Here is a 20507-nt window from a genome sequence, read left to right as displayed (position 1 = left end):
GCGCGTCGGATTCATCGTTGTTTTCGGGGTTTGAACAAGCGGCTGAGGAAGGAGCGCGGCGGGGGTTCCGGCGGCGCTTCCTGCTCCTGCGCGGGCAGGCCCAGCACGATGCAGGTGATATTGTCCCTGCCGCCATGGCTATTGGCTAGCACGATCAGCTGATCGACCATGCCGTCCAGCGTCCGGGCCTTGTTGCACTGGGCGTGGATCTCCCCGTCCTCCAGCTCGCCGCTGAGGCCGTCGCTGCACAACAGCAGCAATTCGCCGGGCTGCAGGCTGCCATTGAGCAGGCCCACTTCCAGTTCCTGGTCGTCACGCCCCAGGCATTGGGTGATGACGTTGCGGCGGGCATCGACACGGGCCTCCGCCGGGGTCATCTGGCCCGCGTCCACCAGGGCCTGGACCCAGCTGTGGTCGCGGCTGATCTGGTGGATGCCGGCGGCGTCGATGCGGTAGGCGCGGCTGTCGCCGACCCAGGCCAGCTCGAAGTCGCTGCCCTGGAAACGTACGGCCACCAGGGTAGTGCCCATGCCCCGGCGTTCGTCGTCGAGGCCGGCAGCGGCCTCCAGCACGGCACGGTTGGCGCCGTGCACGGCCACTTCCAGGGGCAGGCCGGCGGCCAGTTCGCGCTCCAGGGTTTCCAGGGCGATGGCACTGGCCACCTCGCCGCAGCTGTGGCCGCCCATGCCGTCGGCGACCGCCCAGAGGCCGAGCGCCGGCCTGCACAGCAGTGCATCTTCGTTGTGATCGCGAACCCGTCCTGCGACCGATTGCGCCGCATAGCCCAGGGGTTCCTGGCCAGGCGTCATTCCCATGCTGTTCCGTCCGTACTGCCGCCGCGTGAAGTCATCCGGCGCGGTTCCGAGAGGCTTGCCCCCGGCCCGCCACCGCAACCCGGCATGATGCGACCCAGGGCGGGCGCTGTCGCGGCTTTCCATGCCCAAGTGTTAAACAGTCGAGGCTTTGTCGCGGCCTGCAGAGCGCCACTTCCCGACTATGCTTTCTGGGTGTAGCAGCAAATGGCCGGCTCGGGCAGCCGAAGGAGGTGCGGGTGATCAAGAGCGTTCCATTGCATGGATGCGTCACCCCGACCACCTGACGGAGAAGCGACATGAGCAAAGGCATGAATGCGAAGAAGGAAAGCAAGAAGAAGCCGCTGAAGAGCGCCCATGAGAAGCGCATGGCCAAACGCGACAAGAAGCATGGTGACGGCCTCCTGGGCAGCCATGCGGCGTTGCCTTAGGCAGCCAGCGGACAGGGGACGGCGGGCTGAACGAACAGGGCCGCCATCCAGTGGATCAACTTCATCAGCGCTCGGTACCGGAACTCCGGTGCCGGGCGCTTTCGCATGGCGGCGAACCCAGCGCGGCGGCGGGGGTCGAAGCACCTATTCTCCGGGGTCCGAGGACGATCGATGGTCTACCAACGTGTCAACGCATGGATGCTCGCGCTGGGCCTGCCGCTGCTGGCCGGCTGCGCTTCCCAGTCCTGTGATGAGCCGATGTCCGGCGAGCAGTGCCGCGAAGAGCGCCTGCTGTACCAGAACGACATGCTGCAGGCGAAGATCCTGGTCGCCTCCGGCGAGCCGGACAGCTTCGAGCTGGCCTCGGCCCTGCTCAGCCGTGCCGAGGCCGAAGACCGGCGCGGCGAGGTGCCCTTCTACCAGGCGGTGCTGAAGATCCACGAAGGCCCGCAGGTGGACGAGGTGCTGGGCCTGCTGGAACAGGCGGCGGCGAAGCACCACCCCCATGCCACGGCGCTGCTGTACAAGATCTACGCCGAGCCCTTCCTCATCACCGAGGCCGACCCGCTGCAAGCGGAGAAGTACCGCGCCGACTACGCCAACCTGGATGTCGCCAAGAGCGGCTACCCCTCCTTCGAGAAAGCCCTGGCGGTGGTCAATGCCCTGGTTGCCCCGCCACCGCCGCCGCCCGCAGCGCCCCCGGAAGAGTAAGCCCCGGCCGGGCGGCGGCCTGCGGCAATACGCCGTCCTCCCGCCTGGCCCTTCCTGCTGCACAATCCCTCGCCGAGCCCGGCGCCAGACCGGGCCATCGCTTCGCCTGCGCGTGTAGACCAGACCCGGGTCCAAGGACCCTCCAGCGAGGTTTACCCATGAGCATCACCTCCAGCGGCATCTGCGCCGCCGCCGATCAGCTGGCCGGCTTCGTCGGCTTCAACACCAAGACCGGGCACCACATCGTGCGTTTCAGCGAAGACTCCTTCGGCATGGACGTGGACAACGACAGCATCATGCCGGCCTGCGAATTCGTCTGGCAGCCCCACGGCGACCGCACCATGACCCTCAAGCGCGAGCTGATCCAGCTGCTGCTGGAGCAGAACATCGACGACCGCCTCAACGTCACCGAGCCGCTGCGCGTGTACATGCGCCGCAAGGACCTGCCGGAAATCACCGCCGAGCGCTGCCTCAAGCCAACCACCCTGGAAGCCTGAAGCCCGCGTCCTGGCTCAGGCGCAACGCTTTTCCGCCCGCCGCTGTTCCAGCCAGGCGCAGAGCCGCGCGGCGATGCGTTCGCTGGCATGGCCATCGCCATAGGGGGTGAAGGGCCGGCTCATGCGCTCGTGCAGCTCGGCATCCTCCAGCAGCAAGGCCGTCTGGTCGACGATGCGGTGCACATCGGTGCCCACCAGCAGTGCGGTGCCACCTTCCAGTACGGCGGGCCGTTCGGCGAGCTTGCGCAGCACCAGCAAGGGCTTGCCCAGCGCCGGCGCCTGCTCCTGGATATCCACCGAGTCGGTGAGGATCAGGTAGGCGTGGTCCATCAGCCAGACGAAGTGGCGATAGTCCTGGGGCGCCAGCAACAGCAGGTTGGCATGCCCGGCCAGCAGCGCCTGCACCGGCTCGCGCAGCGCCGGGACGAGGTCCTTGGCGCAGACGAAATCCACCTCCGGATAACGCCCGGCGAGCGTCGCCAGGGCCTGGCAGGTGCGCTCCAGGCCGGGGCTCAGGCTGTCCCGGCGCTGGCCACTGACGAGCACCAGCCGGCGTGATTCACCCAGCCGCGCCAGGGGCGATGTCGGCTCCGGGCGCCAGCTGCGACCCCGCAGGTGGCCGCGCATCCACAGCAGCGCATCGATCAGCGTATTGCCGGCGACCTCGATCCGCTCCAGGGGCACGCCTTCACGCAAGAGGTTGTCCCGCGCCTTGCTGGTGGGCGGGAAGTGCAGGTCGGCGAGCACCGCGGCCAGGCGCCGGTTGGCGTCTTCGGGCCAGGGCACCTGGGGCTCGCTGGTGCGCAGCCCGGCTTCGACATGGGCCACCGGGATGCGCCGATGGAAGGCCGCCAAGGCGGCGATGACGCTGGTGGTGGTGTCGCCATGCACCAGTACGGCATCGGGCTGCAGGCGCGCATAGATGGGGTCGAGCTGGCCGAGCAGGCGCTCCGAGCGCGCGTTGAGGCTGGTTTCCTCGGCCTGGGCGACGAGATCGTCGTCGACCTCCAGCTCGAACGCCTGCAGCAGCTGCGGCAAGGCATCGCCAGCCGGCCCGGCGGTGCAGATATGCAGGTGGATTTGCGGCAGCCGGCTCAGCGCCCGGGCCAGCGGTGCCATCCTGATGGCCTCGGCGCGGGTACCGAGGATCATCATTGCGCGGTAGGCCATGACTCACTCCTTGGCGGTGTGGGGGGTTACTTCCCTGGAACACATCGCCCGGCCGCGGCCGGGACGCCCCAGGGAGAGGAAAGCCCCGGTTGTGCGGGATGTCCAGTCCCGGCCTAGACCTTGATCACCACCGCCGGCTGCGGCACGCCCTCGGCGTCCAGCTCGTAGCAATAGGCTTCCTTGAGCTCGGCCTTGCCGCTGTCGGTGTAGACCAGCAGGCGCTTGCCGTCGGTGCGGGTCTTGACCAGGCCATAGGCGCTGCGGCTGAAGGCATAGAAGTCGCCGCGCTGCTCCGCTTTTTCCTTGTCGCTGAGGTGCGCCCAGCCCTCCATGCGGAAGAAGGCCACCAGCTCGGTGACGAACACCAACGGCTCGTCGACCCGCGAGTAGCGCCCCAGGGCGCCCATCAGGGTGGCGCGGGGGTGGATGTATTCGTTCATCGGGTCGTCGCCGCTGGAAACGATGTTGACGATGGGCTCGACGCGCTTGAAGAAGCCGCCGGAGAAATCCGCCGAGCCGTGGTGGGGCACCTTGAACAGTTCGGCGCGCAGGCTGATCTCGCCCTTGTCGTGCTGCCGCGCCAGGGTGCGCCCGGCCTCGTCGTTGAGGTCGCCGCAGAACAGGTAGCTGAAGCCGCCGTAGCGCAGGCGGAAGACAATGGAGTGGCCGTTGATGGTGTGGGAGGCGGAATAGCCGGCGAAGCCCTCGGCGCCGATGTCCAGCGACTCGTGGCCGACACGCGGCCCGGAAGGCGGGCTGCCGAGGAAGGGCAGGCCGCTGGCACCGCCGGCCTCGCTGAGCAGGGGGCCGAGCACTTGCACGTCCAGCCCCTCGTCACGGAGGAAGTCGAAGGCATCATGCTGCCCCTGGGACAACCGGCGGAACTCGATGGGCGCACGCCCCAGCCGCTCGGCGCGCGCCTGCCAGGCTTCCAGGGCCTTGCGCCAGGCGCGGAAGTCGGTGTTCATCTCCTCCGCCGGCACCTGCAACGGGCTGTCCAGCAACGGGGTGAGCAGCTTGAGGCCGTCGGCGTCCAGGGTCGGGCCGAGCAGTTCGGTTTCCTTGCGCCCGCTCTTCGAACGTTTCACCAGGCCGTTGTGGTAGATGCGCCGCGGCTCGATGAACAGCCGCTTGCGCGACTCGGCGTTGGTTTCGGAACGCTGGATCTGGGTCAGGCCGGAGAAATGATCGGCATCGCCGTGGGTCACCAGGATGCAGTCGATCGGCCGTGGCGCAGCGTCGGAGGTGCCGCGATAACGCGCCGCCAGGTAGCGGGCGAACATCTGGTTGTCGCCGCCATCCACCAGCATCACCTTGCCGCCGGGGCTCTCGACCACCGCGCCATCGCCCTGCTGCACGTCGACGAAGTTGACCTTGAGCACGCGGTTTTCTGCGCGCGGGAGCACCAGGTCGGCCGGCTTGAGGCGACCACCGCCCGCCCGCCGGGCGGATTTCGGCGGCACCAGCCAGGCCTCGGTGGCCACCGGCAGGATGCTGCCGTCGGAACGCTCCTGGTAGGTGTGGGTGGCGATGCGCAGGTGGGTGTCGGTGACCTCCAGCACATCGACATAGTCACCCCAGGCCAGGGTGTAGAGCAGCTTGCCGCCCTTGGGGGCGTCGTAGACGTTGGCCAGGTCGACGGCAAGCACGGCGGCGGTGGTGGTCATGCTCAGGCTCCTTTTGCGCATGGTCGGGCGCGCAGGAGCATAGAAGAGGTCACGCCGGGTTGCCGGGCGCAGTGGCACTTCCCGACCAAGGTCGGGCGGCGCGGTCAGTCGTCGGCGGCAGGATCGAGCCCGGGGAACAGCACCTCGGTGAAACCGAACTTGGCGAAGTCGGTGATGCGCGACGGATAGAGGCGGCCGATCAGGTGGTCGCACTCATGCTGCACCACCCGCGCATGGAAGCCTTCGACGCTGCGGTCGATGACATTGCCCTGCGGGTCGACGCCCTGGTAGCGGATGGCCCGGTAGCGGTTCACCGCGCCGCGCAGGCCGGGCACCGACAGGCAGCCCTCCCAGCCCTCCTCCAGTTCCTCGCCCAGGGGCGTGATCACCGGGTTGATGAGGATGGTCGGCGGCACCGGCGGCGCATCGGGATAGCGCTCGCTGCGCTCGAATCCGAAGATCACCAATTGCAGGTCGACGCCGATCTGCGGTGCGGCCAGGCCCACCCCACCGACGTGGTGCATGGTCTCGAACATGTCGTCGATCAGGCGTTGCAGTTCCTCGCTGCCCAGGTGCTCGGCAGGAACCGGAGGCGCGACGCGCAACAGGCGCGGGTCCCCCATCTTGAGGATTTCTCGGATCATCGGTGAGCGCTCGGCGAGGTCATGGCGAAAAGCGGATGAAGCCTGTAACCACGAGGCTTTGCAAGGCGCCAGCGAAGCGCGACAGGGAAGCGGAACGACAGACGGAACGAGCCTTTTGCACAGATGCGAATAAAACTATAGGAAATCCCCGCGCGGACGGGTATGGTGTTGCGCACTGTGCTGCATGTGTCACCGTAAATCGATCCACGGTTTCAAGCCTTCGATTTATCCACTCTTTGCGCTCAGTCCGGCCTGGAAAATTCCTACGCCGTGTCAACTTTGTTCAAGGAGTTTCAAAATGGCTGATCGTCAAACTGGCACCGTCAAGTGGTTCAACGATGAAAAAGGCTTCGGCTTCATCACCACCGATAACGGCCCGGACCTGTTCGTTCACTACCGCTCCATCCAGAGCGCCGGCTTCAAAAGCCTGAAGGAAGGCCAAAAGGTTTCCTTCATCGCTGTGCAGGGCCAGAAAGGCATGCAAGCCGACGAAGTACAAGTGATCTAATCACTGCCGTACAAAGAAACCGGCCTTCGGGCCGGTTTTTTTTTCAGGGTATTTATTCCACCGCCGAGCCCTGCGGCACTTTCCTTGATAAGGAGCCCCCAATGCGTATCAAGAACTCCCACAGCAGCAAGCCCAAGCCTCCGCCCGCCGTCGAAACCAGCGAATCGATCGCCGAGCAGGTTTCCGCCTTCCTGAAGTCCGGTGGCGAAATCCAGAAGATCGCCAAGGGTGTCAGTGGCCAGGCCGCTCCCAGCCGCCACATCCGCATCGGCAAGTAACGCCCTCCGCGCCCCCTGGCGAGTGGGATGACTCATTCGCCGGGCGCAGCTCCAACCCCGCAGCACCTCTCGCTCCTCCCCTCGCCTCTCCAGCCTTGCCTGCCTTCCACGACCCTCCCGGGTCAGATATCGGCGGCGCTGCTGCGTGCCTCTGCCACCAGCCAATCGATCAGCCGTCGCAGCCGCTCACCGGGCGTGGCCTTGCGGCTCCAGGCCAGGCGGTATTCCCAAGGCGTGGTGATGCGGCACGCCTGGCCGAAGGGCAGCACCAGGCGCCCCTGGGCGATGTCGTCCCCCGCCAGGGCCGTGGAGCCCAGGGCGAACCCCTGGCCGGCGACCGCGCCCTGGATCGCATGGCCGATCAGGCCGAAGCGCATGCCCGCCGACGCGTCCACGCCGGGGCCGACATGCTGGTCGAACCAATCCCCCCAGCTGGGGATGCTCAGCTTCGACGCGCTCTTCCAGGTGGCATGGATGAGCCGCGCGCCCACCAGGTCGGCAGGTTCGCGCAGCGGGTGCTGTTGCAGATAGGCCGGGCTGCATACCGGGAAGAACGCCTCGCGAAACAGCAGCTCGCTGGAGGGCAAACGGGTGCCGGCGGTCACGAAGCGGATGGCCAGGCTGGCCTCGCCCCGCTCCAGGTCGATGAGCTCTTCGGTGGATTCCAGGCTGAGGGTCACGTCCGGATTAACGGTGGAAAACTGGTTCAGCCGCTTCATCAGCCAATGGGTGGCGATGGAGGGTGCGCAGGTGATGTGCACCGGCCCCTCGCGCTGCCCGCGCAACGCATCGGCGCCACGCGCCAGCAGCTCGAAGGCCTGGGACACGGTAGCCGCCAGGCGCCGGCCGTTGTCGTTGAGGGTCACGGTGTTGCGGGTGCGATCGAACAGGCTGACGCCAAGCTCTTCCTCGAGCAGGCGGATCTGCCGACTGACGGCGCCGGGGGTGACCGAAAGCTCGCTGGCCGCCTCGGTGAAGTTGCGGCAACGGGCAGCGACCTCGAAGGCGCGCAAAGCGATGAGCGATGGCGTACGCATGGGTTCTGCTTTGAGTTGAAGTCAAAGCATGATGACAAAACATCGTTTGAATGCAAGGCGGCGTGAAGCGATTCTGCCCGCCTTGGCCGCCTGCTTCGCGGCCCCTGCCCTGCGAGACCGTCGATGAAAGCCCGCCGCCTGCCCCTGGATCTGTTCGCCTGCAGCCTGATGCTGGTGCTGTGCCTGATCTGGGGCTTCCAGCAGGTGTCGATCAAGCTGGTGGACAACGACGTCTCCTCGATCATGCAACTGGCCATCCGCTCCGGCGTCGCCGCCCTGGTGCTCGGCCTCATCACCCTGTGGCGCGAAGGCCGTGGTGCCTTCAGCGATGGCACCCTGCTGCCGGGCCTGGGCGTGGGCCTGCTGTTCGCCCTGGAATTCCTGTTCATCTCCGAAGGTCTGGTGCGCAGCACCGCCTCGCACATCGGCGTGTTCCTCTACACCGCCCCGATCTTCGCCGCCCTCGGCCTGCACCTGATCCTGCCGGAAGAACGCCTCTCGCCGGTGCAGTGGCTCGGCGTGCTGGTGGCCTTCGGCGGCATCGCCCTGGCCTTTCTCGGCAACCCCGGAAACGACAACGGCGCCACCCTGCTGGGCGACGCCATGGGCGTGATCGCCGCCATTGCCTGGGGGGCCACCACCGTGCTGATCCGTGGCTCCTCGCTGTCCGAGGCGGCACCGGTGAAGACCCTCTTCTACCAGCTCGCCGGCGCCGTGGTGCTGCTGCTCAGCGTGGCCTTCGCCACCGGCAAGACGCAGCTGCACCTGAGCGACAGGGCCCTGCTCAGCCTCGGTTTCCAGGTGGTGGTGGTGGCGCTGTTCAGCTACGTCGCCTGGTTCTGGCTGCTGCGCCGCTACCTGGCCTCGCGCCTGTCGATGCTGTCGTTCATGACGCCGCTGTTCGGCGTCGGCTTCGGCGTGCTGGTGCTCAACGAGCCACTGACCTCCAGCTTCGTCTTCGGCGCCGCGCTGGTGCTGGCCGGGCTGCTGCTGGTCAGCGGCGCCGAGCTGCTGCGCGAGCGCCTGGCACGGCGGCGGGCGGCGAACGCCGGCGCCTGAGCCCCTGCGGCGAGTTGCCACCTCTTTCGTGCGCATCGGCCGGCTGCTAGCCTGGCGGCCGTTTCGAACGAAGTGAGGGAAGCACTTTGAGATCCGCCCTGTTCGGCCTCTGCCTGCTGCCGGTCCTGGCACAGGCCCAGGTCTTCAAATGCGTCGGCAACGACGGCACCACCAGCTACTCCGCCGTCCCCTGCCCGGCCAGCGAAGGCCAGTCCACCCGCATCATCGAACCCGCTGCGCCCTCCGGCGTGGCGCCGCCCCCGGTCAACCTGCCTCAGGTCGATATTCAGGGCAACGCCGAACAACCGCGCCCGCGCAACGACGATAGCGGCGAAGGCAGCAGCTCTTCGGGCCGGGGCTCACGCGTCACCGTGATAGAAGACAGCGCCAGCGCCAGCCGCGATGCGCGGGTCAGCGAGATGCGCGAAAGAGCCGAGCGGGAAAAGCACGAAAGCTACGAGCGCGACTTCGATCGGAAACGTATCCAGGAGCTGCAGCGCAAGGTGCAGGAACAGCAGCGCCAATTGGACCAGCGAAACCCATCCAGCCATCAGAGCTGGCCGCCCCCTTCCCAGCAAAATCAGCCAGGCACGGACGACACCAGTCCCTGACCGCCCGTCCCCTCTATGCCAATTTGGGAACCTTCCCCATCGCCCGCCGGTCAGTGAGTACGAGGCCGGCTGACCGACGGCCTCAAAGCCTCGGGCCCAATACAGTCGCCGCTGGGGGCCCGAGGCTTGTTCCACCCTCCCGGCCTGTCATCTCCGCACACAGTTTCCCCGCAGCGGGGCGTTCCAACGCGAGCCGTCCTGTTCGATCATGCCGCGCGTCCATGGGCCACGTTCACCGGGCCCGGCCACCACGGAGTAGTACCCAGATGAAATCCGCTTCCCGCCTCACCTCCTTCGCCCTGGGCGGCGCCCTGCTGCTGGCCCTGGGCGGCTGCGACCTGGCCGAAGAGTCGGCTAACAAGCTCGCCGACAAGGCCCAGCAAGCCGCCGAAAACGTTGCCCGCGAAGCCATCAGCGAAGCGGTGGATCAGGTCAACAAGCAGGTGGACGATGCCCAGAAATCCACCCAGGACTGGCTCGGCAAGCCAAAGCAGGAACAGGATCAGCAGGACCAGCCGCCGCAGCAGGCCGACAAGCGCGAACCCGGCGAAGACGAACAGATGATGCCGCCGGTACAGGGTGTCGAGACCTGATCGAACGGGAAGGCCATTGGCGCGCGAGCCCCTCTGTGGGATAGCGGCGCTGCGCGCCGTGGGCGACTGAAGTCGCCCCTACATCCCGACGCCGCCCTTCCCTCCTGGAGAAAACGCAGGCACAAAAAAACGGCCATAACCGAAGTTGATGGCCGTTTTCGCGCCGCTGGTAATCAGGCGTTGAAGTAACGCGGCAGGGGCGTCTTGCGCAGGCTCTTGAGCGACTCCACCGGCGGCACCTCGCCCAGTTCCAGGGCCATGTCGCGCTTGATGGTGCTGATGGTCCACTCCAGTTGCTCGGGCACCTTCAATGCCGGGACGACCCGCTGAAAACGGGTGCCGTCCTTTTCCAGCGCAACCACGTAGCCGCCATCGGGGCGCAGCTGCGCACTGAACTCGTAGTCCGGAAAGGCCTTGGCCAACTTCTTGATGTCGAGACCCATATCGTTCACTCCCAGTGAGCTTTTTTATCCTGAGGGGGTTCATTGCAGTCATCGTGCCAGCTCTCTGACAACGGCAATCCCAGATAAATCAATGGGTTGAGCGAATTGAAGCGCAACGGTTTCGTGCATATCGCCCGATCGAGCAGAAATCGACCGGGCGAAATGCAATATCGGGAAGGGCAGGCGGAGTCAGCCGACCAGTTCGATGCGGTCGTCGTGGATGCGGATCAGGCCCTGCTTGTACAGGCCGCCGATGGCCTTCTTGAAGTTGCCCTTGCTCACGCCGAACAGTCGCGAGATCACCTCAGGCGGGCTCTTGTCGCTCACCGCCAGGGAGCCGCCCTCTTCGCGCAGCTTGGCGATGATCTGCTCGTTGAGGCCGGTGGCCAGTTGCTCGCCCACCGGCTGCAGGCTGAGGGCGATCTTGCCGTCGGCGCGCACTTCGCGGATGAAGCCCTTCTCGCGCATGCCGCTGCGCAGGAACTTGAAGATCTCGTTGCGGTGGATCAGGCCCCAATGGCGGTCATTGATGATGGCCTTGAAGCCCATGTCGGTCTCGTCGGCCACCAGCAGGTCGACTTCCTGGCCAACGCTGTAGCGCGCCGGGGTGGTGTCGAGGTAGCGGTCCAGCCGCGCGGTGGCGGTGATGCGACGGGTACGGCGGTCGAGGTAGACGTGCACCACGCAATAGTCGCCGACCTGCAGCGGGCGCTTCTCTTCCGAGTGCGGCAGCAGCAGGTCCTTGGGCAGGCCCCAGTCGAGGAACAGGCCGATGCGGTTGATCTCCACCACCTTGAGGCTGGCGAAGCCGCCCACCTGCACCTTGGGCTTCTGCGTGGTCGCGATCAGGCGGTCCTCGCTGTCCAGGTAGACGAAGACGTTGAGCCAGTCACCGATCTCGGTGGGCTGATCCTTCGGGATATAGCGCTTGGGCAGGAGGATTTCGCCGTCCTGGTCGCCGTCCAGATACAGGCCGAATTCGGTGTGTTTCACCACCGGCAGGGAATTGAATCGCCCGATCAGAGCCATCTTGCTTACCTCAATGAACAAGGCCGGCATTCTACAGGCGGGCGCGCCACCGGGCCATGCACGCCGCCCACCGGCCTTTCCCCACCACTCGTCGCCAGGTTGCGGAAACGACTCGGCACACAGAATTCGATGCGCGGCCGATTGTCTACTGGCCGTAAGCACAACGATGTTTCAGAATCATGTCGGCGAACGAACATCGCCCTTTTTTCTGTCCATCACCCCCATGGATTCTCGCTGTCTGATCTCAGGAGTTCCTGTGCGCCCTTCCAGCCGCTGGCTGTCTTCACCGCTGCACCTTTTGCCCCTTTGCATTCTGTTCCTGATCATTCCGCTCGCCGCCCGCTGGTGGCTGGGCTGGAGCGACGGCTTCGGCTACCTGTCGGACCTCGCCATCGGCTCGCTGCTGATCGCCCTGCTCTACCGGCGCCCGCTGTGGCTGGCGCTGCCGGTGATGGTCGCCACCAGCCTGATCACCCTCGGCACCGCCGAACTGGTCGGCGCCGTGGGCCGCATGCCCGAGCCCAGCGACCTCAAGTACCTGATGGACCCGCAATTCGTCGGCCACTCGACCCAGGGCGGCGGCCTCACCTACCCCTGGCTGGCGATCGCCCTCGCCGTCGCGCTGCTGGCCTGCGCCCTGCTCTGGCGCCGCCCGCAACAGCGCCCCTCGCGCGCCTGGCTGGCCGTGCCCGTGGCCCTGCTGGCCAGCCACGCCGCCATCCAGTACCTGCGCCCGAGCGAAGCCGAGCAGTGGCAGCAGTTCAACCTGCCCCACAAGCTGCTGGCCGGTGCCCTCAACAGTGGCCAACTGGCGGTGGAAGACTGGCTCGACGGCGACCAGCCCGACGCGCCGCCGGATATCGCCGGTCTCGCCCGCCTCGACCTCGACGGCGCCCCGCTGCTGGCCGAGCCCGGCCGCGCGCGCAACGTGCTGGTGATAACCCTGGAAGGCATCCCTGGTGCCTACATCGCCGCCAACCGCGCGGCGATCAACAGCAGCTACCAGGAATCGCTGATGCCGCGCCTCAGCCAATGGGCCGAGCGCGCCATGACCACGCCGGACTACGTGCTGCACAGCCACCAGACCATCCGCGGCCTCTACTCGATGCTCTGCGGCGACTACAGCAAGCTGGACTCTGGCACGCCCAAGGGCCTGGAGCTGCTGAACAACCCCTCGCGGGCCAAGGACTGCATCCCCGCCCAGCTGCACCGCCACGGCTTCGCCACCCACTTCCTGCAGGGTGCCGGGCTGCGCTTCATGGCCAAGGACAAGATCATGCCGGCCATGGGCTTCGACAAGACCCTCGGCCGTGACTGGTTCCGCAACAAGGCCTACCTGGAATTCCCCTGGGGCATGGACGACAAGGCCTTCTTCGAAGGCGCGCTGGGCTACGTGAAGCAGATCCGCCAGCAGAAGAAACCCTGGATGCTGACCCTGCTCACCGTCGGCACCCACCAGCCCTATTCGGCACCCGATGAGTACCTGGCGCGCTACCCCGACGCCAAGAAGGCCGCCATCGCCTACCTCGACGACGCCGTCGACGCCTTCCTCACCGGCCTGGAAAAACAGGGCGTGCTCAAGGACACCCTGGTGATCATCACCTCGGACGAATCCCACGGCATCGACAAGGTACGCCTCGCCTCCGCCTGGGGCTTCAACCTGGTGCTGGCACCGGAACAGGCCTCGCTGCCGCCGATCAAGAGCGGCGTGTACGGCCACGTCGACCTGACCACCTCGATCCTCGACTACTTCGGCTACAAGGTGCCGCAGAACCTGGCCGGCCGCTCGCTGTTCCGCGACTACGAAAGCGGCCGCGAAATGATCTCCTACACCAACGGCATGCTGCGCCAGCATGACGGCCGCGGCACCTTCACCGAGTGCGACTTCCAGCAGGTCTGCCGTCGCTACCAGAGCGAGGGCTTCATCGCCGACGAGGCGCGCTTCCTCGGGCGCTTCAGCGGCAAGCAGGCGCGCCTGGTCAGCCAGCGTGCGGCCCTGCTCGACCAATCGCTGCTGGGCGGCGCCCTCGGCCAGGAATACCAGTTCGCCACCCGCGAGCGCATCCGCCTGAAGGACCAGACCCGCGATGACTGGGCCGACAACCTGATCGGCGCCCAGTACATGGAACTGCCGAAGAACAGCCGGACCACGGTGCGCCTGGGCATCAACGTGCTGCAGATGGACCGCCAGGGCGCGCAGCTGCAGCTCAAGACCAAGGAGTTCGAGCGTGACGTGGCCCTGCCCATCCCCGAGCTGCCCGTGCTGAAGAAGGGCAAGCCGGTGTCCATCACCTTCGCCTTCGACAACCCGCAGGCCCGCAAGGCGTTCTCCTTCCACCTGCTGGCGGCCGGGCGCGGCACCATCCAGATCACCGACTTCAAGGTGGTCACCGAAATGCTGCCCGAGCCGGTGGAAGCCGTGGAAGGCGGCGCCCAGCTCGCCGAAGGCGCCAAGCCCCATCACCCGATGTCGCGCCTGCTGGGGCTGTTCGCCAACCAGCCGGAAAGCACCGAGAGCGCCATCGAGGGCGACCTGGAGACGCTCGACGTGCCCCAGGAAGTGGAAATACGCGTGCACTGATCGCCCTCCCCGCAGCACCCCATCGGGCCGGACTCTTCCGGCCCGATGCCGTTGGGGCTTTAAGCAAATGCTTAGATACGGTGCTTTCTGGGGTTTTATGGATTTCCGCCACCCCCACCGCGTGGGTTTCGCTCCGCTCCCAGAACGCCGCCCGACCCACCCGACGAAAAGCCGTGCGCACCAGGCCGTGATGCGCTGGGCATCAATGTTGGAGCAGCCGCCAAACGCCCCTTCCCAGGAGGCCGAGCGAATCGTCGTGTAAGGGGTTGAGCGACATGGATGTCGCGAGAGCCGCGATGGGCCAGGGATGGCCCTTCGCGGCGTGCCCCTGGAACGATGATGGAGCGAGGGAAGTCTGGCTTCAGCCAGACCCGTATGGAGGGGCAAGCCCTTTTGGTTACTTTTCTGGCGACTGAGAAAAGTGACTCGCCCGGGTGGGCGAAACCAGAAGGCCCAGCAAAGCTCGGCAATCAGCTGGGCTCGAATTTTCCAGCGACACTTGATGCAGACATAGCCGTGCCATTCGGCCGCCCGCATCGGCGCGCCGCCGCAGCGCTTCCGCGGTTACAATGGCCCCCCCTCTTCCGGTACCCCGTCATGTCCGAACCCGTGCGCCTGTCCAAACGCCTTGCCGAACTCGTGCCCTGCTCCCGTCGCGATGCCGAGCTGTATATCGAGAACGGCTGGGTGACGGTGAACGGCAAGGTAGTCGAGGAACCGCAATTCAAGGTGCTCGACGAACAGGTGGTGCTGCTGCCCAATGCCGTGGCGGCCACGGTGGAGCCGGTCACCCTGTTGCTCAACAAGCCTGCCGGCTATGGCATCGGCATGGGCGCCAACTCGGTGCTGCAACTGCTGGTGGCGGACAACCTCACCCCTGACCAGCCCGGCATGCGCCCGCTGAAAAAGCACTTCATCCGGCAGAACCTGCTCACCCCGCTGGAGACCGACGCCAGCGGCCTGATGGTCTTCACCCAGAACTGGGGCGTGACCCGTCGCCTGGATCACGCCAACAAGGTGGAGGAAGAGTTCATCGTCGAAGTTTCCGGGCAGATCATCGAGCACGGCCTCAAGCGCCTGTGCCACGGCCTCAGCTACAAGGGCCAGGCACTGCCGCCGATGAAGGTCAGCTGGCAGAACGAAACCCGCCTGCGCTTCGCCCTCAAGGGCTCCCAGCCGGGGCAGATCCGCCACATGTGCGAAGCGGTAGGGCTCACAGTGGTGGCGATGAAGCGCATCCGCATCGGCGGCGTGGCCATGGCCAAGCTGCAGCCGGGCCAGTGGCGCTACCTCAACGCCAACGAGAAGTTCTAGGGCTCAGAGCAGGGCGAGCATTTCCTTCAGGGTCACCGCCCAGGTGCCCTTGGCATTGATGTAGCGATAGCCGAAGCGCGAGCCATGGGCCTCGCTGGTGAGGATGGCGTTCCAGGCCAGGCCGGGCTGCAACTCATGGGCCGGGTCGAGCAGGAAGAACGCATCGTCGCTCATGCCGATGGCCAGGCCCCAGTGACGGATGTCGCTGCCCTTGTGGCCGTGGAAGCCCAGCAACACCGGGAAGTCGTCCTCCAGGTGGGCGCGGGCCTGGCGCACCATCTCCACCCCGCTGCCGGTCACCACCCGGTGCTCCTTGTCGTTCACCTCGCGCAGCAGGGCCAGCAGGTCATGCCCGGTGGTGCCGACGCGCACCAGGGTCTCGTGGCGATTCAGCGCCTCCATCAGGCGCCCGTAACGGGTGCGCGAGTCCACCCGTTCCAACCCCTTGGCCTGGCGCCGGCTGAGCTGGTTGCGCGCGAGCATCGCCATCACCAGGCAATAGGGGCCGCAGGCGCCGTCCATATCGCCCTGGCGCAGGTGCACCTTCTCCCCGCGTTTGTTGCACAGGCCACCGGAGCCACCGGGTTCGGTGCTCCACTGCAACCCTTCGATCAGCTTGATGTGCATGCCGGCCTCCATCGGTCACCTGGAGTTGTGACCGCTGGGCTTGGCACGGGGTTCGCCCACTCGCCAATGGCAGCATAGGTCGGGGGCAACCCGACGAGCCGGCAGGCCCTTTGCGCCGCGCCCGTCTCAGGGGTTCTGCAGGGTGGTGCGCACCAGGTTGCGGCTGTGGCCGGCGAAGTGGCGGATCAGCTGCACCAGCACCGCATCCAGCTCGGGATCGGTGGCTGGCGGCTTCAGCTGGTTGCCCTGGCTGAAGTCCGCACCGGGCTGCCCCTTGGCCAGCCAGGCGCCGATGCGATCGTCGAAGCCGTCGGCGGCGTCATAGGCCTCCAGGGACACCACATCCCGCAGGTAGCCCAGGTCGAAGGGCGGGTAGTCGGCGTCCACCGAGCGGTCGCGGTAGGCGGCCAGCAGCGGGCTGTCGTTGCTGCCTTCGCGCAGCAGGCGGCGCAGCCAGTCGGCCTGGTACTTCTCCACCTCGGTGTGGCGGGTGGCGACGCGCTCGATGGCCGCTTCCTTGTCGGCGGTGTCGCCGGCGGCGGCCTTGATCGCCGTCCACATCAGGGTGGCGGTGCTTTCGCCCGGCAGCGCCTTGGAGTGGTAGGGCTGGGTCAGGTCCTGGACGTAGTGCAGCGCCCAGCCGAGGAAGCGGTAGCCCCAGTAGTCGTGGCCGCTCTCGAAGGCGAAGCGCGCCAGGCCCAGGTACTGCTGCACGCGCATCTCCGGGTAGGTGCGGGTGAGGAAGGGCGCCGCGCGGAAGATCAGCTCCGACTCGTGGTAGTAGCCGATATGGAACGGCGCCTGGGAGGAGTACTCGAAGCGCGAATCACCGAACGGCTGCGTGCCGAAGCCATAGCGCGCGCCCATCTCGCCCGGGTTGTCGCTGAACAGGTTGATGTCGTGGCCGTAGTCCGGCTCATCCGCCGCGCTGGCCAGCACCGCCAGCGGGCTGATGCGCTCACCGGGTGAGAGGGCGATGAAGCGCCACTCGTTCCACAGGTTGAGCTTGCGGAACACCAGCACCTGCTCGGCGGGCAGGAAGCGATGGTCCGGCAACTGCAGCCCCGGCAGCGCCTGGACGAAACTGGCCAGGCGGATTTCCGGGTTGACCCGCAGCGCCATGAAGAAGGCGCGACGGCGATCACCGCCCGAGTCGGGCAGCCAGCGCAGGTCATCGGGGCGTGCCGGGTAGCCGGGGAAGTTCTCCCGCGCATAGGCCTCCTGCTCGTCCAGCAGTTGTTCCAGCGCCACGCCCTCGGCGGCGAGGAAGGCCTCCAGCGACTCCACCTGCACCGGCTCGGCCTGGCGCAGCTCCTGGAGATCGGACAGGGCCAGCCAGGTGCCCAGGGAGTGATTGGACCAGGCCAGCAAGGTAGCGGGCGCGCAGGCGAACAGGCAGGACAGGGCGAGCAGCAGGCGTTTCATCGAAGCTCCGAAACCAGGAGCGCCGTCTTGCGCGGCGCTTGTCATCGAAGGGTAACAATCCCGGGGCGCGCTGGGCACTGTCCAGGCAGGACAGGCGACTCACCAAATCGGCCGCCTGCAGTTCGTCACCCCGGTGGAACCGCCTCCCCCCGTTCTGCTGTCCACCTAACTCATGCACTGCAGCCGGAGACTGCCATGACCACGCCAATCAGCCTGGACAATGCCATGCGCCTGGCCACCGAAGCCTTCCTGCCTTACGGCTGCAAGGCCCTGGCCCATGAGGAAGACGACAGCTTCAGCCTCACCGTGACCGACCTGCACGGGCACAAGGTCCTGGATATCGGCCATATCCGCAGCACCCAGTACGCCAACCCGGTGCGCCTGGCCGGGGTGCTGGAGCAGGCGCGGATGGACCTCGCCCACCAGGGCCGCAACCTCGACCCCTGGGCCATGCCCTTCATCCCCGACCCGGAAGTGCTGCCGGAAACCCCGCCGATCTATTGATGCGATCGGCGCGTAGGTGGGCGCCGAGCGCAGCGAGGCCCAACGGTTCGACCCGTTGGGCCCGAGCCACACCCATCGCGAATGAATTCGCGCCCACCCGGACGACTCCGAACGGCGGTTTCGCAGAGGCGACTGTAGGGGCGACTTCAGTCGCCCAGCGGCGCGCAGCGCCGCCTCAGCACCGCCTGGGCACTCAAGCCCGCGCCGCCCTCGCCGACAATTCGTCGAACACTTCCGGCGTCAGCGCCGCCTGGCCCTTCTCGGCCAATTGCTCGCGGAACTGCAGGTTGGCCGGCAAGCTGCTGTTGATCAGCTCCAGCAGGCGGCTGCCGCGCTCGGTGAGGACGAAGTTCTCGCCATTGCCGCCCTCGCTTTCCGGGCGGGATTCGATATAGCCGCCCTGCAACAGGATGCGTTCGTAGTCGGCGGCGAGCATCTTCAGGTGATCGAGGGTGCCGCCGATCTGACGCCCGGCGGCCTGGCGCTGCTCGGCCAGTTCAGCGGCGTATTCACGGGGGGCGAAGTTGACGTTGGCCGACTCCTGCACCTTGTGCAGCAGCAGTTCGATGAGCTCCCAGTCGTAGCTGTTCATGGCATGTCTCCAGGCGTGGGGGATGGGGCGTCCTGTGGTTTCCGACTGCCCGCGCGCCGCCATGGTTCGACCTTATGGGTGAACGGTCAGCCTGAACGAAAGCCGGGGCCGGGCGGTCGGAACAGCAGAACACCCTCCACCAAGGCCCGCCCATGCCGCTGCACCGCGCCCCCGTCACCGCCCTGCTCCTGGCCCTCGCCAGTCCCTTCGCCAGCGCTGAAGAACCCTTGCGCATGGAGGGCCTGCAGCGCTGCGGCGACCTGCTGGAGCACGAGCGGCAGGACTGGTGCCTGCGGGTCAGCGGCCTGGGCGAGGCCACGCCCCGGCTGCTGCTGGACGGCAAGCCACTGCCCGCCGCTAGCGTGACCCGCAACAAGGGCGGCCTGAAGCTGCGCCTGGACCACCGCGAGCATGAAAGCGGCCCGCTCTGGCTGGAGGACGGCGAGCGCACCAGCAACCCCGTGTGGCTGTCGCTGAACGGCAGCCATGTGCTGGCGGCCGGCCCCGCCGAAGTGGCGAAGAACATGGATGGGCTGACCACCTACGTCGACCTGGTCAGCCTGCTGATCGAGGAAAGCCACGACGGCCGCAAGGAGGCCGAGCGCCTGGCCGGCAAGTACGGCGCCAGGGTGGTGGGCGCCATCCCGCCCTTGAATACCTACCAGCTGCGCCTGCCGGTTAAGAACCTCACCGAGCGCGATGCGCTGATCCTGCGCATCGGCAGCGAGACCAGCGTCGACGCGGTGGTGGTGGAGGAATCCGCTCCCGAGAAGGGCGAGGAAGCCGAGGCCGCGCGGGAGGAGCCGAGCAAGCCCGGCAAGGACTCGGACGAGTGGGCCGCCAACCGCTTCATGGACGCGGTGAACTACTACCAGCGGCGCATCCCCGCACGCCAGGCGCCGGTGGACACACGCCCGCTGCGCATCGGCGTGATCGAGCGCAACGTCGACTTCGATGCCCCCGACTTCGCCGACTACCTCGGCGGCTGCAAGGGCGAGCAACCGCGCACCTGCCTCTACGCCCGCGACGCGGCCACGCCCGACAACCATGGTTCCACCGTCGCCGGCATCCTCGCCGCGCGCTGGGACCAGGGCGGTAACACCGGCTTCCTGCGCGGGCTGGACAAGGCCAGCAACGGCTTCGAGGTGATAGTGGAGCGCAACTCCGACGCCGGCATCACCGCCAACGTCGCCGCCTCGGTGAACCTGGTGGAGGACGGCGTGCGCGTCCTCAACTGGAGCTGGGGCATCCACCGCGTCGGCGCGAAGAACGTCAAGGGCGACGAAGTGGACTCCCTGGTGCGCTCGGGCATCGCCATGAGCGGCTACGAAGAACTGCTGGAAGAGTTCTTCCTCTGGCTGCGCAAGGAACACCCGGACGTGCTGGTGATCAACTCCGCCGGCAACGGCGCCTCCTTCTCCGGCACCGACGAATACCGCCTGCCCTCCTCCTTCATCACCGACCAGCTGCTGGTGGTGGGCGGGCACCAGCGCAGCGAACGCGACGACGTGGGCATCGACGACCCGGCCTATGTGGTCAAGCGCGACTCCTCGAACATCGACATGCGCGTGGACATCACCGCCGCCGCCTGCGCCCGCGCCTCCACCCGGGGCGAGAACGAAACCGGCGAGGTGCATTGCGGCACCTCCTACGCCACGCCCATGGTCACCGGCATCGTCGCCGCCATGCTCTCGATCAACCCGCGCCTGCAACCCGAGCAGGTGCGCATGCTGCTGCGTCGCAGCGCCATGACCATCGGTGGCGACTACGACTTCGAACCCATGGACGCCGAGGACCTCACCGCACCCATCCTGCCGTCGGAACGCAACTACCAGCTCAACGACAAGGACGTGGGCCGCTCGGCGCGGCTGGACATGCAAAAGGCCCTGGACCTGGCCGTACAGAGCCGCGACCGGGTGCGCTGACAGCCTGAACTTTTGCCCCGCGCGGGCGCTCCACCCTAAGGAGTGCGAT

At 66.9% G+C, this 20507-nt stretch carries 22 protein-coding genes; 12 read left to right on the top strand and 10 right to left on the bottom strand.

Annotated features, from left to right (window positions below; genetic code table 11):
- Positions 1–11 precede the first annotated feature (11 nt).
- Positions 12–815: a PP2C family protein-serine/threonine phosphatase gene (locus OEJ36_RS21225; protein ID WP_263403249.1), complete on the bottom strand. Its 804-nt coding sequence runs from the start codon at positions 813–815 to the stop codon at positions 12–14.
- A 296-nt stretch (positions 816–1111) separates the two neighbouring features.
- On the opposite strand from OEJ36_RS21225, the gene OEJ36_RS21220 reads away from it, so the two are divergent.
- The 3 genes from OEJ36_RS21220 (at position 1112) to OEJ36_RS21210 (ending at position 2451) form a co-directional block, all read left to right on the top strand.
- A complete protein-coding gene (locus OEJ36_RS21220; RefSeq protein WP_021216910.1) occupies positions 1112–1243 on the top strand; it encodes a hypothetical protein in 132 nt (43 codons plus the stop codon).
- 171 nt (positions 1244–1414) lie between these two features.
- The gene (locus OEJ36_RS21215) at positions 1415–1954 is read left to right on the top strand and encodes a hypothetical protein (RefSeq protein WP_263403248.1); all 540 of its coding nucleotides are present in this window, start codon (positions 1415–1417) and stop codon (positions 1952–1954) included.
- Between the two features lie 158 nt (positions 1955–2112).
- A complete protein-coding gene (locus OEJ36_RS21210; protein WP_021216912.1) occupies positions 2113–2451 on the top strand; it encodes a DUF2025 family protein in 339 nt (112 codons plus the stop codon).
- A 15-nt stretch (positions 2452–2466) separates the two neighbouring features.
- On the opposite strand, the gene wecB is transcribed toward OEJ36_RS21210, so the two are convergent.
- From wecB to def, 3 genes are all read right to left on the bottom strand, one after another.
- A complete protein-coding gene (gene wecB / locus OEJ36_RS21205; RefSeq protein ID WP_263403247.1) occupies positions 2467–3621 on the bottom strand; it encodes a non-hydrolyzing UDP-N-acetylglucosamine 2-epimerase in 1155 nt (384 codons plus the stop codon).
- 113 nt (positions 3622–3734) lie between these two features.
- Complete coding sequence (locus OEJ36_RS21200; protein ID WP_263403246.1) at positions 3735–5288, bottom strand: ComEC/Rec2 family competence protein; 1554 nt, start codon at positions 5286–5288, stop codon at positions 3735–3737.
- Between the two features lie 104 nt (positions 5289–5392).
- Complete coding sequence (gene def / locus OEJ36_RS21195; RefSeq protein WP_263403245.1) at positions 5393–5932, bottom strand: peptide deformylase; 540 nt, start codon at positions 5930–5932, stop codon at positions 5393–5395.
- 298 nt (positions 5933–6230) lie between these two features.
- Here def and OEJ36_RS21190 point away from each other — a divergent pair, with 298 nt between their 5' ends.
- Both OEJ36_RS21190 and OEJ36_RS21185 read left to right on the top strand, forming a co-directional pair.
- Positions 6231–6440: a cold-shock protein gene (locus OEJ36_RS21190; protein WP_021216916.1), complete on the top strand. Its 210-nt coding sequence runs from the start codon at positions 6231–6233 to the stop codon at positions 6438–6440.
- A gap of 101 nt (positions 6441–6541) precedes the next feature.
- Entirely contained in the window at positions 6542–6718 is a 177-nt protein-coding gene (locus tag OEJ36_RS21185) for a hypothetical protein (protein ID WP_021216917.1), read from the top strand.
- A 122-nt stretch (positions 6719–6840) separates the two neighbouring features.
- Here OEJ36_RS21185 and OEJ36_RS21180 read toward each other — a convergent pair whose 3' ends face one another.
- On the bottom strand, positions 6841–7755 hold the full coding sequence (locus OEJ36_RS21180) for a LysR substrate-binding domain-containing protein (RefSeq protein ID WP_263403244.1): 915 nt from the start codon (positions 7753–7755) through the stop codon (positions 6841–6843).
- 123 nt (positions 7756–7878) lie between these two features.
- On the opposite strand from OEJ36_RS21180, the gene OEJ36_RS21175 reads away from it, so the two are divergent.
- The 3 genes from OEJ36_RS21175 to OEJ36_RS21165 all read left to right on the top strand — a co-directional run bounded on the left by OEJ36_RS21175 (position 7879) and on the right by OEJ36_RS21165 (position 10018).
- Entirely contained in the window at positions 7879–8814 is a 936-nt protein-coding gene (locus OEJ36_RS21175) for a DMT family transporter (RefSeq protein WP_263403243.1), read from the top strand.
- An 86-nt stretch (positions 8815–8900) separates the two neighbouring features.
- On the top strand, positions 8901–9425 hold the full coding sequence (locus tag OEJ36_RS21170; RefSeq protein WP_263403242.1) for a DUF4124 domain-containing protein: 525 nt from the start codon (positions 8901–8903) through the stop codon (positions 9423–9425).
- Positions 9426–9691: 266 nt separating this feature from the next.
- Positions 9692–10018 (top strand): hypothetical protein, encoded by a 327-nt coding sequence (locus OEJ36_RS21165; RefSeq protein WP_263403241.1) that lies wholly within the window; start codon positions 9692–9694, stop codon positions 10016–10018.
- 173 nt (positions 10019–10191) lie between these two features.
- On the opposite strand, the gene OEJ36_RS21160 is transcribed toward OEJ36_RS21165, so the two are convergent.
- Positions 10192–10461 carry a DUF3509 domain-containing protein gene (locus tag OEJ36_RS21160; protein WP_021216922.1) on the bottom strand — a complete coding sequence of 90 codons (270 nt, stop codon included), beginning with the start codon at positions 10459–10461 and terminating at the stop codon, positions 10192–10194.
- Positions 10462–10650: 189 nt separating this feature from the next.
- Positions 10651–11490 (bottom strand): S1 RNA-binding domain-containing protein, encoded by an 840-nt coding sequence (locus OEJ36_RS21155; RefSeq protein WP_021216923.1) that lies wholly within the window; start codon positions 11488–11490, stop codon positions 10651–10653.
- A gap of 256 nt (positions 11491–11746) precedes the next feature.
- Here OEJ36_RS21155 and OEJ36_RS21150 point away from each other — a divergent pair, with 256 nt between their 5' ends.
- Positions 11747–14071 carry an LTA synthase family protein gene (locus OEJ36_RS21150; RefSeq protein ID WP_263403240.1) on the top strand — a complete coding sequence of 775 codons (2325 nt, stop codon included), beginning with the start codon at positions 11747–11749 and terminating at the stop codon, positions 14069–14071.
- Between the two features lie 597 nt (positions 14072–14668).
- The gene (locus OEJ36_RS21145; protein WP_021216925.1) at positions 14669–15385 is read left to right on the top strand and encodes an rRNA pseudouridine synthase; all 717 of its coding nucleotides are present in this window, start codon (positions 14669–14671) and stop codon (positions 15383–15385) included.
- Positions 15386–15388: 3 nt separating this feature from the next.
- Here the strand turns inward: OEJ36_RS21145 and OEJ36_RS21140 are convergent, their stop codons facing one another.
- Both OEJ36_RS21140 and OEJ36_RS21135 read right to left on the bottom strand, forming a co-directional pair.
- Positions 15389–16012 carry a hypothetical protein gene (locus OEJ36_RS21140; RefSeq protein WP_263403239.1) on the bottom strand — a complete coding sequence of 208 codons (624 nt, stop codon included), beginning with the start codon at positions 16010–16012 and terminating at the stop codon, positions 15389–15391.
- A gap of 126 nt (positions 16013–16138) precedes the next feature.
- On the bottom strand, positions 16139–17428 hold the full coding sequence (locus OEJ36_RS21135) for a phospholipase (protein ID WP_411861040.1): 1290 nt from the start codon (positions 17426–17428) through the stop codon (positions 16139–16141).
- Positions 17429–17632: 204 nt separating this feature from the next.
- On the opposite strand from OEJ36_RS21135, the gene OEJ36_RS21130 reads away from it, so the two are divergent.
- Positions 17633–17941, top strand: coding sequence for a hypothetical protein (locus OEJ36_RS21130; RefSeq protein WP_263403237.1), 309 nt, complete (start codon positions 17633–17635; stop codon positions 17939–17941).
- 193 nt (positions 17942–18134) lie between these two features.
- Here OEJ36_RS21130 and OEJ36_RS21125 read toward each other — a convergent pair whose 3' ends face one another.
- A complete protein-coding gene (locus OEJ36_RS21125) occupies positions 18135–18533 on the bottom strand; it encodes a transcriptional regulator (protein WP_263403236.1) in 399 nt (132 codons plus the stop codon).
- Positions 18534–18685: 152 nt separating this feature from the next.
- On the opposite strand from OEJ36_RS21125, the gene OEJ36_RS21120 reads away from it, so the two are divergent.
- Entirely contained in the window at positions 18686–20458 is a 1773-nt protein-coding gene (locus OEJ36_RS21120) for a S8/S53 family peptidase (protein WP_263403235.1), read from the top strand.
- The last annotated feature ends 49 nt before the right edge of the window (positions 20459–20507 follow it).

It is taken from the genome of Pseudomonas sp. PDM13, assembly GCF_025685765.1.
Taxonomy (GTDB): domain Bacteria; phylum Pseudomonadota; class Gammaproteobacteria; order Pseudomonadales; family Pseudomonadaceae; genus Metapseudomonas; species Metapseudomonas solani.
This window is presented reverse-complemented; position numbering and strand designations above follow the sequence as displayed.